This is a genomic window from uncultured Porphyromonas sp. (assembly GCF_938039215.1).
In the GTDB taxonomy this organism is placed as follows: Bacteria; Bacteroidota; Bacteroidia; order Bacteroidales; family Porphyromonadaceae; genus Porphyromonas.
Genome location: NZ_CALHVI010000031.1, coordinates 71,619 through 85,146 on the forward strand (window position 1 = coordinate 71,619; position 13,528 = coordinate 85,146).

Below are 13,528 nucleotides of genomic sequence, written 5' to 3' on the forward strand. Positions count from 1 at the left end.
TCGGTAGCCACGCAGGATACTAGGCATAGCTCTTACAATCCCTCTTACAAACAAGGCTTAGGAGATCCTCCCAAATACCATTGCTGAGCTTCTACTGAGCTCCTTTGCTCTTCTGATGATCGGACAGTAGCCTAGATAGTTCCTCTATACTATAGGTACACCCTCCGGGAAATACACTTCCTTCCTGAGACAAGTCTTGGATTATCGAAGATATCCATTGAGGGTTCTCTTCAACAACAAAAGTGAGCATTGGCTCCAACAAGGACTTATAGCTCGGAAGATCTGGAGCAACCTGAAGCTCTTTATACTTCTCATACCGATCTAGAGAAAAGAACTCGAAAAGTTCTTCCTCCAGGATCTCAGCCTCCCTCTCGGGCAAGTTCCCAGTGAAGGCCATATATGCCATAGTCTTAATTGCCTCTGCTCGATTTTCTCCCCCTTGAAGATAAGATCTCACTAGACAGAGGAAGGTGTCAACAACACGTCCTACCCCTTGCTGTCTGATCAGGTCATCAACATCCATAAGGAGGGTCCCCTTTCTCATAGAGAGGATTATTTCCGATAAAACCAGCCCGTAAAGACTACCTTCCAGGAAGTTAAAGCCCCTAAAGTAAGTATCAAACCCCAGCGCACTGCGAAGAGAGCGACACCACGGATCCGTCTCTTCCTCTTCTGGGCTCGGAGCGAACAACCTCTCTAGGATACTTTTACTCCCTTCCCATTGAGACACTCGCTTCAGTTCTTCCTCATAATTGGGGATAAGCACATAGGTCTGGGTAGGAACATCTAGTTGCAAAATTCGTCTTGAATGCAGAGCTAAATAAATGCCAAAATCTTTGTAGCAAAGCAAATAGAGCAAGAAGAAATCTTTACAATCCACCTCGCTAAATGCCCCATTATAGCGAGGGATAACCAGATTAAGATAACGCTTGAGATCGCGTATTGAATCCAGGGACTCCACAACTGTACGCCCGATCTGACTCCAGCTTCTTTGTATATGTCTACAGATGGGGGATGCAGCGTATACCTTCCTTGACAAGACTATACCTACGAGTCGCTCCAACATTTCCTTATTGGGCTCTAGCAGGGGGAATTCCCAAGAGATGTACTTATCAATAAAGGAATGAGCAAGCCCGTGATCTAGGTGTTTCTTCAGTACATTGTTCACATACGCCTTGTCATAGGCGGTGATGAAGACCGTATTCGAGAAGGAGGCACTACGATCCATAAGCTTTAGGACTTCTAGTATTTCTTCTCCTGAGAGACGGTCTAGATCATCGAGGAGAACATATACCCGCTTACCGAGCTCTCTAAGGGTACGATTGACCGCCTCCTGCTCTTTCCCAGGCAAAAGTAGAGTAAGGAGAGAGCCTAGGGGACGAGTCCATGCATATTGATTCAGCAATCCTAGATGCTTGGTATACCGAGCGAGCAAGAGGCCAAAGCCTAAGTAATGCCGGGACAACTCCTTCGCAAAGGTATCAAAGAAGTCCTCTGGGATCGAGGAGACCGACTTTGAGCCTCGAGGATTGAAGACAACAATGATCTCCTCACAGAACTCCAGTCCCTCCCTCAAGAGATTGATAAAGGAACTCTTCCCCCTTCCCCAGGGGGCAATAACTCCGACCGTCAGAGACCTCTCATGCAGGTCTAGCATTTCAAGATTTTGACAGAGAATCCAAGCCATACCAGAGAACCCCAACCAGTCCTCTTTCTCACTTACAATAGCACTATCTGTATCAATAGCTAGAGAACTCAGCTCCGTCTCCCTTTGAGCTTCTTTCTTGATCTCTGGCTGTAGCCTATAGCCCCATCGCCGTAGAATGAGATAACCTAACAGGCAAGAAACCACAGCTATGGCAATACTCCCGAGAAGCCATCCCAATGAGGCCTCCCTCTTCCCTTGAAGTAAGAAATAACCAAGAGCACAAAGTATAACCAAAGTAATACCAATGCCCAAATAATCTCCCTTCGACCTGGGTCGAAGGGCAATAGCGACAGCCCCGCCCCAGGGGAGTAGTAAGAGATCCGACCAAGCCAGCTTCCCTAAGTAAGGGATCAGCCAAAACGAGAAAGAGCCTTCCCAATGCCTATAGTACAGATAGATCCCAAGCAGGAGAAAGAGCCACAAAGAGACGGGGCGAGGCACATAGATCTTCCTATAATCCCATTCCCGCTTAAGTAGGTAGCAGACAAGGAAGAAAACTAATCCACCGAACCAATCTGGCGATAGAGGGGCTAAGCAAAGCGACTCGATAAAGCTGAGTAGTGCCAAGAAGGGCTTCTGGAGCATGCCGAAGGCCACGGCTACGACGGAAACGATGAAGATATGCTTTGACCATGCTTGGTGCATGTCTTTTACCCATGCTCTGAATGAAGTCCAGATACGACTCATAGCTAGGAAGATGTATTAGGGCGGTAATGAATGAGGGACTAGTCTCAGAGCAAAGGTAGCAGTTTCGGAACGTGCAGGCAACTGTTTTCGTATAGACTTTTCCCTTAGCTATTGCGAGGGAAAAGAGGCTGTAGAGGAGGCTTATTTGTAGTGGGCTTCTTGCCTCGGGAGGAAGGATGAGAGGAATGCTAGGGAGGTACTAATAGCGACACCTTAGAAGCACCAGTAGCACCTCCTCGGAGGTAGCAGTAGCGCCTCTTGGGAGGCGCTATTGGTGCCTCGGGAGAGACGACAAAGGCAGGGCGAGGGAGGGAAAGTGGAGGGAAGAGAGAAGCCCCCGTAGCGAAAGGAGGCTTTCGCTACGGGGGCTATCATTGATGCGCTGAGGGGACGAGGGGGGAGTACCTTCAGGAGCTATGCTATTCGTCCCTTAGCAAATGCGTCCCTCAGTCCTCAGAGGATGCTATCCGTTCCCCCCACGAGATGGGTCGCTCATCCCTTAGAGGATCTGGTTCGTACTCCTTACGAGGAGCGTCGCTCGACCCTTGGGGCTGGAGAGCAGGCGCCAGCTCGGGCGGGGAGCGAGGCGACGGGGCTAGTGGGCGGCGAGCCACGTGGGGCCGTGGCCGATGCTGACCTCGAGGGGAACGAGGAGCGAAGGGTAAATCGACTCCATCGTCGTGCGTACCAACTCAGTCATCTCTTCGAGTTCGGCGAAGGGGACGTTGAAGTTCAGTTCGTCGTGTACCTGCAGGATCATGCGACTACGGAGACCCCGCTGGCGGATCGCTTCGTCTAGGCGAATCATAGCGATCTTGATGAGGTCGGCAGCAGAGCCTTGCAGAGGGGCGTTGATGGCATTGCGCTCGGCATAACCACGGACGACGGCATTGGCGCTGTTGATGTCGGGCAGGAGGCGACGGCGGTCGAGGAGCGTCGTCACGTAGCCCTGCTTCTTAGCGGTCTCGACGACCTCCGTCATGTAGCGAGCCACCCCAGGATAAGAGGCAAAGTAGCCATCGATAAGCTCTTTGGCCTCCTTGCGGGGGATAGAGAGCCGTTCGCTGAGCCCAAAGGCAGAGATCCCGTAGATGATTCCGAAGTTGGCAGTCTTCGCACGACGGCGCATGTCTGGCGACACTTCCTCTAGCGGGATACCATAGATCTTGGCCGCCGTAGCCTGATGCACGTCTTGCCCCGAACGGAAAGCCTCGATGAGGGCAGGGTCTTGGCTGAAGTGCGCCATCAGACGAAGCTCAATCTGCGAATAGTCGGCACTGAGGAAGGTACAGCCTTCGTCTGGTACGAAGGCCTCACGGATAGCACGGCCTTCGGGAGTGCGGATGGGGATGTTCTGGATGTTCGGATTACTGCTGGAGAGGCGACCGGTAGCAGCGATGGTCTGATTGAAGGTGGTGTGGATCTTGCCATCGGGATAGACCAGTTCGGGCAGGGACTCGACATAGGTACTGAGGAGCTTCTTTACCCCTCGGTAGTCGAGGATCTTGCCTACGACGGGATGCTTGTCCCGAAGCTTCTCCAGCACCTCTTCGCTTGTCGTGTAGCCTCCGGTCTTAGTCTTCTTGGGCTTGTCGACGATCTGGAGCTCATCGAAGAGCACTTCGCCTACCTGCTTACTGCTGTTGATATTGATCGGATGGCCGATGAGGGTGTTGATCTCTTCCTCGAGAAGGGCAAGAGCCTCCTGGAGCTCCTTGGCCTGACGGGCAAGACACGCTTTGTCCAGGCGCACGCCCTCCCGCTCCATCCCGAGGAGGACAAGCATCAGAGGCATCTCGATCTCCTCGAAGAGCTTCGTGAGCCCCGCCTTCTCCATGCGAGCAGCGAAGTATTCATAGAGGAGGTAGGTGATGTGGGTGTCCTCGGCAGCGTAGAACTGTAGGCGCTCTGGCTCGACGAGTCTTAGGTCGAAGGACTTAGTCGTCTGGGGAGCAATCATTTCCTCGAAGGGCATCATCCGATAGCCTAGGAACTTCTCCGCCAGCTCATCAAGCCCGTGACGCATGTCTGGATAGAGGAGATAGTGGGCGATCATCGTGTCGAAGAAAGGCCCAGCAACCTCGACACCGTAGGAGCGAAGCACCTGCAGGTCGTACTTCAGATTCTGCCCTACCTTGAGGAGACCCTCACGGGCAAAGAGGGGATGAAGCTCTTGCAGGAGGGAGCGAGCTGCCTCGGGGTCGGCTGGCACATCGAGGTAGTAGGTCTTCTCGGCATCTAGGGCAAAGGTGATGGCGACGAGCCCTGCGGTCAGCGGGTCGATGCCCGTCGTCTCGGTGTCAAGCGCTAGGGTCTTCGCCCCTTCAGCACGAGCGAGGAAGGCGGGGAGGGAAGAGCGATCGAGCACTTCGATGGAGAGCTTCGGTAGGGCTGAGACTTCGGGGGTATCGACCTCCTCACGCTCCTCGAGCTGGGCGAAGAGATCGCCCATCGGTTCGGGCTGAGGCTTAGGGGTAGCGGGACGGGCTGGACCAAGGACACGGGAGAGGAGCGTACGGAACTCCAGATCCTCGAAGAGCCTACGCACAGCCTCCTCGTCCTTGGGCGCTTGGGCAAATGCTCCTGGGGTATAGTCCAGAGGCACATCCCTGCGGATCGTAGCCAGATAATAGGACAGGCGGATGGCCTCTGCCCCCTCTTGGATCTTCTTGCCCGTAGCACCCTTGATCTCGGAGGCATGCGCTAGGAGGCTGTCGATCGTACCGTATTCGGCGAGGAGCTTCTGCGCTCCCTTCTCCCCGATGCCCTTACAGCCAGGGATGTTATCCACCTTATCCCCGAGGAGGGCAAGGTAGTCAATGACTTGGAGAGGCGACTGGAGCCCGAACTTCTCCTTAATCTCTTCGGGTCCCCAGACTTCGTAGCCCCCTCCCTGCATCGGGCGGTACATACGCACCCGATCGCTCACCAGCTGTCCATAGTCCTTGTCAGGGGTGACCATATAGACCTCACGGCCTGCCTCGGCAGCGTGCACGCTGAGCGTGCCGATGACATCATCCGCCTCGTAGTCGAGGACTTCGACGGCGGGGATGCGGTAGGCCTTCAGCAGCTCCCGAATGAGCGGTACGGCTATGCGTATCCCCTCGGGAGTTTCTTCTCGCTGCGCCTTGTACTCGGGATATTCCCGATGCCTGAAGGTCCCCCCAGGAGGGTCGAAGACGACAGCGATCTCATCGGGATTCTCCTTCCCCAGCAGATCTTCGAGCATGAGCACGAAGCCGAAGACGGCGCTGGTATTGCGCCCCTTGGTATCGATCCGAGGGGACTTGATGAAGGCATAGTAAGCTCGATAGATCAGGGCATAAGCATCGAGAAGGAAGAGGCGCTGGGGCATGAGGATAATGTATGTGGGAGGTGAAGAAAAGGGGAGAAATAAAGAGTGGAAGAAGAGTAGGCTACTACAAGGGGATGATGGCATGACCCGACCCCAGATGGTAGTACTCGCAGTGGGCGAACTCATAGAGGTCCAAGCCTCGACACCTGATCTTGATCGTCGGGAGCAAGTGCGCTGCTTCTGGACGAGGAGGCTTCGAGGCGGGAAGTATGACGAAGTAGACCCGTCCCGAGAGTAAGTGTATATCGCTCCCGACACTCGAAGAGCGCTGCTCATAGCGCCGAGCACGCCCAGCAGGAACGGAGACAAAGGGCACATCCCCCCTGACCTGAACATTAGCAGGGAAGATCACTCCTGGGTGGCGAGGCGGAGTACCAGAGAAGCCTCCGAGGAAGAGGTCCTCCACAGGATAGCCTCCCCGCTTGGTGTTATAGCCAGAGCAAGTGACATCCTTGCTCATGTAGTACACCTGCCCGAGGTCGAAAGCCTCGGTCTTCTGCTGGAGCTCAGCAGAAGACCGAGCGACGAACTGCAGATACTCGGGGGAGTCAGACGCTAAGGTATCTTCTCTGATCGTAGAGACGAAGTTGAGATAGAGTTCCTTGGCTATCTCCCCAGGAGCAAGGTAGCCCGCACGAAGGAGGGCAGGCACGTAGAGGTCGGGAGTGAGCTCTTTGGCCTCAGGGAAGAGAGGCGTGTGCGTGGGATCGGACACCAACACTTCGCCCGAGATGACAGCCCAGCTAAGATCAAGGAAGAGCGAGTCATCGGGGAAGCGAGGATGCCGAAGGACGAGGAAGGTATCCAGCTTGGAGGTCGTCGCATCTCTAGAGAAGAGCTTGTAGCCCTCTACCTTAGCTCGGCTGAAGGGGAGCGCCTCCTTGAAGCGAGAAGGCAGCTCTTCTTGCTCCTGCGAGAGACGATCGAAGACATAGATATAGCTCTTAGCGGGGGCGGGAAGTCCGAACTGTAGGCTGTCTCCGACACGGACAGTGAAGCCTCCAGCGGCAGAGAAGCTCTGCTGTGCGGAGGCCGTACCACCGCCAAGAGCGATGAGGAGCAGGAGATAGATGTAGCGATACATAGAGCAGATGGGAGATGAATCGTCGTCCATTAGGGAGATTTTCTGAGACTTCCTCCGAGCAAGAGGCAGAGATAAACCAAGGGTAAGCGTAGGGCAGAGCTACTTCTCGAGACTCAAGGCACGGCCCGAGCCCAGATGGTAGTACTCACAGTGATCGAACTCGTAGAGGTCCAAACCAAGACACTCGATCTCCAGAGCTGGGATCGAAAGTGCCTCCTCAGACAGCGTAGTCTTCGAGACGGGCACCATACGGAAGTAGAGCCGTCCTGCCAGTGGGTGTATATCGCTCCCGACGCTATGCGAGCGCTCCTCATAGCGCTTAGCTACCTCGGCTGGCACGTGGATGATGGGGATATAGCCCCGAACAGCAAACACACCCGAATAGCGGGCATTCGGATAGCGGATAGCTGCCCCTAAGACCCCTCCCGTAAGAAGATCTGCCACAGGATAGCCTCCATACTCTGTGTTGTAGCCTGCGCATATCAGGGGATAAGCCATGTAGTATATCTTCCCAAGCTCAATCGTAGAGGCCGCCTGCTGGAGCTCTCGAGGGATCCGAGCCATGACTCGCTGATACTCTAGGGTGTCAGACTCTAAGCTATATCCGCTAGCCGAGGAGTAGTACTCGAGTTGGAGTTCGTTCGCGTCCTCCCCTGGGCTGAGGTAGCCAGCACGGAGGAGGGCAGGTACAAAGAGGTCGGGAGTGAGCTCTTTAGCCTCAGGATAGAGAAGCGTATGCGTGGGATCACAGACCAGCACTTCCCCCAAGGAGACAGCATCCTTGAGACGGACGAAGAGCGTGTCCTCGGGGAAGCGAGGATGCCGAAGGACGAGGAAGGTATCCAGCTGGGCTCTCGCAGAGTCCATTGAGAAGAGCTTGTAGCCCTCCAGCTTAGCTCGGGTGAAGGGCAAAGCCTCCTTGATGCGAGGAGCTAGCTTCGCCCCCTCTTGAGAGAGACGATCAAAGATATGCCTATAGGTCCTATCATAGGCAGGGAGTCCGAACTGCAGGCTGTCTCCGACACAGACAGTGAAGCCACCAGGAGCAGAGAAGCTCTGCTGTGCGTAAGCCCTACCACCGCCAAGAGCGATGAGAAGCAGGAGATAGATGTAGCGATACATGGTGCAGAGGAGGATGGATCGTCGTCGATTAGGGAGATTTCTCGTGACACTCTCCGAGCAAGAGGCTGAGGAGAGCAGCCTCTAAGAGTACGAGCAAAGATATTCATTTTGCCTAAGATCACGGGTGAAATCCCCCCATTTTCTGACCGCTCCCACCTCAAGCAAAGAGGGAGAGGAGAGACGAGCTGAAGACAAGGCGAAGGAGCAGGCAAAGAAAGCTCTGTCTCGAAGGGAAGCCCCACGGCATCCAGACAGAAAAAAGCTACCTGCAGAGCCCAGAGGTCTGCAGGTAGCCATAGTATAGGGAGAAGAGACGAGGGAAAGTGGCCTTATCAGCCTTCGCCCTTCAGAGAAAGAGGCGGAATAACTAGAGCCAGCTTAGACAAGGCTCAGGCTCTAGCCTTGGAGATGAGAAATAAGCGGAACGGAGAAGCGCCTTCGCTCCTAAAGCCCCCAGCGATAGAGCGTCCGTCGATAGATCGCTAGCGCTAGGCGACGGAGCGTATCATTCTCGGGCCAAAAGCGCTCGTAGCGCTTCCACAGCTTGCTCCCAAGAGCGATCTCCTGCTTCCCTCGGATCACCAAGGTCACTTCTGCAAGGATCTGCTCCCGTGTGCACTGCTCCCGCTGATAGGGATTGCCGTCCCCTCGGAGCGTGTAGACAGCGCCATCGACCCGAGTGATGCGATGAATGAGGTAGCCACGATCGATGCGCACCAAGACGACACGACCAACTTCGCACGAAGCCTCCGTGAGCATGGAGAGCACGATCTGATCCTTGTCCCCTCGGATGAACGGGCGCATACTCGAGCCACGAGGCAAGAGTCGAGGATGCTTCCCCGCCGCTATCCGATCTAGGATCTCGGCAAAGAAGAGCTCGCTCTGGATCGTCATCTGCTTCTGCAGAGCACTTTTGCTTATTCCTCCCACCATCGATGGACTCTTAGGGGAGTAGCGTGCGTGAGAGCTGGACGGCTTCCTCATCAGGGCGGCAGTCCAAGCGGTACACGGGGATCTGCCCCAGCACATCCGCTACCGTGTCGAAGGTAGCGAGGTGGCGCTTCTTGTCCGAATGCAGGAAAGCCGTCGAGGAGTAAAGCGAATCAAAACTATCACGTCCACGGAGCTTGGTCAGCTTGTTCTCTGGGCTCTGATGAAGGTGGACAAAGGCAGAGACACGAGCAGAGGCATTGCGGTAGCAAGGTGTACTTCCACTCCATGGGCAGCCGAAGACACGCACTTCGCCATCCTCCATGATGCGCAGGATCGGCTCGTCGTCATTGAGCAGAGTAGCCCCAGGGACGAACTTACGCCAGAGTCGGCTGTGCGTGCTCTTGCCCGTCCCACTCGTACCGAGGAAGAGCAGAGCATTGCCTGCTAGTTCGGTCACGGAAGCATGGATCTTCAGCATGTGATGCGGAGCAATAGCCACCCCATAGACGATCATGACAAGACGATTGATGAAGAAAAAATCCGAAGGATCATCCATCAGGACATCCGACTGGACCTCCGTCCAATCACGATCAATCACCATCGTGTGCGTGCGCTCCTCTGTCGATAGCTCCAGCAAGATCCGAGCATCGGTCGTGTGATAAACGCATGCCCGTACGCCATCAGAGGACTTATCTTCCAAAAGGGTCTTGCGAGGCAGGTCTCGGAGATCAGCTCCCCCCGTGAAGGTAAAGAGAGGCTGCACTCCCGCGGGCAGTGCGTCCACTCGGAAAGGCTCATAGTTCGGCAGTATCGCCCGTGTGGCCTCTGCCGAAGGGGTATTCAGTTGGATGTACTCCTGAGCAATGCAATAGGTAAGTTTTTCGTCCATGCAGTATGTGTCTTTTATTAGTTGCGACGACCGATGTATCGCTTCATTGAGAGGAAGAGCCTCGGGTAGGAGAGGAAAAGGCTACGACGAAGGCGGTCAGCCGTAGAGCCCATAGGATAGCTTAGGCCACGTAATCGCTTCGTATAAGGGAGAAGAAGAGCTAGTAGCCCTGGGGCAACCTGCTCGTGACGCATTGCCCAAAGAGAAAATATAAGTAGCCGACGATAGAGCGTCTCATGGAGCAGGGGCAGATACTCCGAACGCAAAGTCTCGATCGTTGGCAGTAGATCCAGGAGATTCTCAAAGAGGTAAACAAGACGACCGTCATAGGTCTCCGTGATACTCCCCGACCTAGCTATTCGATAGTGATAGCTCAGCCAAGAGAGGTAGCGGTAGCGGTGCGAGCGTGCTAGAGCTTCAAAGACAAAGGGCATGTCTTCGTAAGGTCTTCCCACGGGGAAGCGAAGTCCTCCCATCGTATCGGTACGGAAGATCTTCCCCCAAGCCATGCCCGTGACTCCCGAGAGAGCTGCGAGGTGGCTAAGAGCTTCCTCCGAGGAATACTCTACCCCTTGAGCCAAGACGGGGCGTTCCTCTCCCGTCCGACAATTCACTTCGATATAGCCTAGCTCTAGGACATCGACCAGCGGGTTCGCTGCCATGTAAGCCATCGGAGCAGAGAAAGCATCCTCCGTAAGCCAGTCGTCCGAATCAACACAAGTGAAGAAAGCCCCTTGCATCAGCTCCATCGCAGCATTGCGTGCTGCTGAGAGCCCTGCATTCGCCTGATGGACGACACGGATGCGAGCATCACGCTCGGCATAGCGATCGCAGATAGCTCCACTCCCATCCGTAGAGCCATCGTCGATGACCAAGACCTCTAGATGGGAATAGGGCTGGCTCAGTATCGAGTCAAGACATTGCTCGAGGTAAGGAGCGACATTGTAGACGGGGACAAGTACCGAGAGAAGGGGGCCAGAGGGGCTCATAGCATTCATGGCTAGCTGGACTTCTTACTTTGGGCTCGGCGAGCTCGGCGCTGACGCTTCCAGCCTTTATAGCGTTGCTTCACCCGCTTCCAAGGCTTATAGAGAGCAAAGAGAGGATCCCATCGACTTGCAATCACAGGCTCTAGGGGCTCGTCGTAGTTTGCCCCCAGCACCTCACGATGGTGCAGCAGTGAGACCTGCTCATAGATCGAGTACTGCAGGCCTAGATCTTGTGGGCGCTCTAGGATGCGATACATATCAGCAGGGAGAAGGGGGAGCACCCGCTCGATCCCCCAACTATAGCGATGAGGTCCCGTAACGGGGAAGATGCCATGACCTGCGACACCCCAAGTGAAGGGATTGTAGCGATCCATCGCTGCGAGCATCTCTAGGATAACTTCTCTTAGGAAAGGGTGCCCAGCGACAGAGACGATGAACCATTGGCACCACTCGCCCCGAGCGAGCGTAGGGAGTCGCTTGAGATTGACCCCATGCTTCGGTGGATGAATCCCACCAGGGAGGTTGTCCCAATGCGATAGGATGTAGCGGTCTGTAGCGTGGAGGACTTGATCTAGAGGCTTCGTGAGAGTACTCTTGATATCAAGGTAAATTCCCCCACGGGCATAGACTAGAAGATAGCGGAAGAAGTCTGCTCGAGCGGCCCCATAGACGGGGTTGATGCGACGGTAATAGTCGAGGATCTCTTCCCCATAGTGCTCTAGGATGAAGCTCTCGATATCACGGTCGTCGAAGAGCTCATGCGTCCATGTGGGATTGGACTTCTTCAGTCTCGCTATGTTCTCTTGTATAGCCTCTGGCAGGGAAGTCTTACTCCTGCAGGTCTGATAGATACACGGAGTGATGCTCTCCCCTAGCGGAATGCAAGGCAAGAGACAATCGTAGTAGCTGAGATCACCTACTGATTGGAGATTTCGAGCCATAAGACTTCTATTCTAGAGGGACTATAATGTAGAAAGAGATACACCCCTCCCGCTCAAGGAGGAGTGTATCTCTGTAGATAATTTAGCGGCGAATGCCTAGATGCTGGAGCAAGGTCTTTTTCTTCTTCTTGTTCCCGTAGCCATAGCCGTAACCGTAGCCGTAACCATAGCCGTAGCCATAGCCGTAGCCATGACCACCCTCGGTAGCACCATTGAGGACAATGGCCATGTTCGTCAGTACCTGCTCATCGTACAGACGCTGGAGCTCGGGGAGCGCACGGCGGTCGAGTCTTGCCGCACGAAGGATGAAGATGGTGAGGTCTGCTACACGGTTAGCGATAGCAGCATCAGCTACGCTACCGAAGGGCACATTGTCAAAGACAACGAAGTCGAACTGCTCACTGAGCTTATCGGCAAGTTCATCGAGGCGTGAGCCAAGGAGAAGCTCTGCAGGGTTGGGAGGTACCGCACCAGAGGAGATGATCGAGAGCTTAGGAGCATTAGGATCCTTGCGGAGGATCTGCTCGACCTGAAGCGACGGATCGGAGAGGTACTCCGTGACCCCCTTACCGATGATACCAGCACGGTGGGAGAGCGTACCCTTACGTAGGTCTAAGTCGACAAGCACAACACGATGACCCGAGAAGGTAAGCGTCTTAGCCAGATTGTACGAGACATACGACTTCCCTGCTGATTCCCCGAAGGAGGTGAAGATGATCTTCTTCGTCTGCCCTTCTCCTGAGCCGATCATGAAGCGCATATTCTCACGCAGGACTCGGAAGGCCTCGGAGGTCTCATCACCTCCCTGCTCACGTACACCACGAGTATGCCCAGACTTGGTTCGCTCTTCCTTAGGAATATCACCAAGGAAGGGGATCGACACACGATCAAGGATGTCCTTACGAGTGCGTACCTTATTATCCGTCAGCAGACGAGTGATCAGCACGATCGTAGGAAGTGCAAGCCCAAGCAGGAGAGCCAAGACGATCGTCCGTAGCGTATTGGGGCTAACGGGAGGCGTATTGGGCGCATCGTTCATATCGAGGATGTAGGCACTATCTTGAGTCATGGACTGACGAAGGGCATACTCCTCACGCTTGCTCAGCAGCTCGGTATAGAGGCCTTCTTGGATCGCTAGGCGACGATCAATGTCTGCCTTATTACGACCTTCTTCAGTCACACCAGGCAGCTTAGAGAAGAGATCTGACTGATCTCGCTCAACACTCTTGAGACGAGCTCTTAGGGCATTTGCCTGCTGGTTCAGGATCTCGACAGCAGCCTTGCGGAGCTGATCAAGCGTGGCATCATACTCGGCGATGACGGGATTCTGCGTGCTACCTCCAGAGCTCTCTACGAGCTTATCTCGCTGGAACTTCAGCTGGTTGTACTGCGTGATATAGCTATCCAGCTCTTGGTCTGGAATAGCGATATTAAGAGGCATGAGCCCACCACGGGTACTAGGGCTATTTAGCTGAGAGAGCATGTAGGAGACGAGCTTGAGTTCCTTCTCGATCTTGATGGAAGCATCTTCCTCTTCGAGGGAGCGAGCATTGTAGCTCCCGACCTTGGAGGAGAAATCCAGCGTCTTATTGCGTGTAGAGAAGCGAGCCATATCTTGCTCGACAATACCGAGCTCTCGGCCTAGGGCTTCCAGTCGTTCGTTGACAAACTCTGCCGTATTCCTAGAGACCTGATTACGCATCTCTACCTCCTCCTGATTGTAAGCCATCACTTGGGCAGAGAGGATGTCAAGAGCTCTTTTAAGAGTCTTGTCGCGGAGAGTAAGCGTAAGCGTAGAAGCCTGCTTATCAGGCTGGGTA

General features: G+C 54.5%; 9 protein-coding genes. All 9 read right to left on the reverse strand.

Features of this window, described 5'->3' with window-relative positions:
• Positions 1-91: 91 nt before the first annotated feature.
• Positions 92-2,353: a P-loop NTPase fold protein gene (locus Q0336_RS04335; protein WP_298526065.1), complete on the reverse strand. Its 2,262-nt coding sequence runs from the start codon at positions 2,351-2,353 to the stop codon at positions 92-94.
• Positions 2,354-2,990: 637 nt separating this feature from the next.
• A complete protein-coding gene (gene polA, locus Q0336_RS04340; RefSeq protein ID WP_298526067.1) occupies positions 2,991-5,750 on the reverse strand; it encodes a DNA polymerase I in 2,760 nt (919 codons plus the stop codon).
• Between the two features lie 64 nt (positions 5,751-5,814).
• On the reverse strand, positions 5,815-6,864 hold the full coding sequence (locus tag Q0336_RS04345) for a hypothetical protein (RefSeq protein WP_298526069.1): 1,050 nt from the start codon (positions 6,862-6,864) through the stop codon (positions 5,815-5,817).
• A gap of 69 nt (positions 6,865-6,933) precedes the next feature.
• On the reverse strand, positions 6,934-7,956 hold the full coding sequence (locus tag Q0336_RS04350; protein ID WP_298526071.1) for a hypothetical protein: 1,023 nt from the start codon (positions 7,954-7,956) through the stop codon (positions 6,934-6,936).
• A 444-nt stretch (positions 7,957-8,400) separates the two neighbouring features.
• Positions 8,401-8,850 (reverse strand): hypothetical protein, encoded by a 450-nt coding sequence (locus tag Q0336_RS04355; protein ID WP_298526073.1) that lies wholly within the window; start codon positions 8,848-8,850, stop codon positions 8,401-8,403.
• A 49-nt stretch (positions 8,851-8,899) separates the two neighbouring features.
• Positions 8,900-9,778 carry a hypothetical protein gene (locus tag Q0336_RS04360; RefSeq protein WP_298526075.1) on the reverse strand — a complete coding sequence of 293 codons (879 nt, stop codon included), beginning with the start codon at positions 9,776-9,778 and terminating at the stop codon, positions 8,900-8,902.
• Between the two features lie 17 nt (positions 9,779-9,795).
• Positions 9,796-10,767 (reverse strand): glycosyltransferase, encoded by a 972-nt coding sequence (locus Q0336_RS04365; protein WP_298526076.1) that lies wholly within the window; start codon positions 10,765-10,767, stop codon positions 9,796-9,798.
• A gap of 11 nt (positions 10,768-10,778) precedes the next feature.
• Entirely contained in the window at positions 10,779-11,708 is a 930-nt protein-coding gene (locus Q0336_RS04370) for a glycosyltransferase (RefSeq protein ID WP_298526077.1), read from the reverse strand.
• Between the two features lie 82 nt (positions 11,709-11,790).
• Positions 11,791-13,528 (reverse strand): tyrosine-protein kinase family protein (locus Q0336_RS04375; RefSeq protein ID WP_298526079.1); only part of this gene is annotated, 1,738 nt, incomplete at its 5' end.

Excerpts from the sequence above, each read along its gene's own strand:
- Q0336_RS04355 (WP_298526073.1), bottom strand. The coding sequence starts at position 8,850 with ATGACGATCCAGAGCGAGCTCTTCTTTGCCGAGATCCTAGATCGGATA.
- Q0336_RS04370 (WP_298526077.1), bottom strand. The coding sequence starts at position 11,708 with ATGGCTCGAAATCTCCAATCAGTAGGTGATCTCAGCTACTACGATTGT.
- Q0336_RS04360 (WP_298526075.1), bottom strand. The coding sequence starts at position 9,778 with ATGGACGAAAAACTTACCTATTGCATTGCTCAGGAGTACATCCAACTG.
- Q0336_RS04350 (WP_298526071.1), bottom strand. The coding sequence starts at position 7,956 with ATGTATCGCTACATCTATCTCCTGCTTCTCATCGCTCTTGGCGGTGGT.
- Q0336_RS04365 (WP_298526076.1), bottom strand. The coding sequence starts at position 10,767 with ATGAGCCCCTCTGGCCCCCTTCTCTCGGTACTTGTCCCCGTCTACAAT.
- polA (WP_298526067.1), bottom strand. The coding sequence starts at position 5,750 with ATGCCCCAGCGCCTCTTCCTTCTCGATGCTTATGCCCTGATCTATCGA.
- Q0336_RS04345 (WP_298526069.1), bottom strand. The coding sequence starts at position 6,864 with ATGGACGACGATTCATCTCCCATCTGCTCTATGTATCGCTACATCTAT.
- Q0336_RS04335 (WP_298526065.1), bottom strand. The coding sequence starts at position 2,353 with ATGCACCAAGCATGGTCAAAGCATATCTTCATCGTTTCCGTCGTAGCC.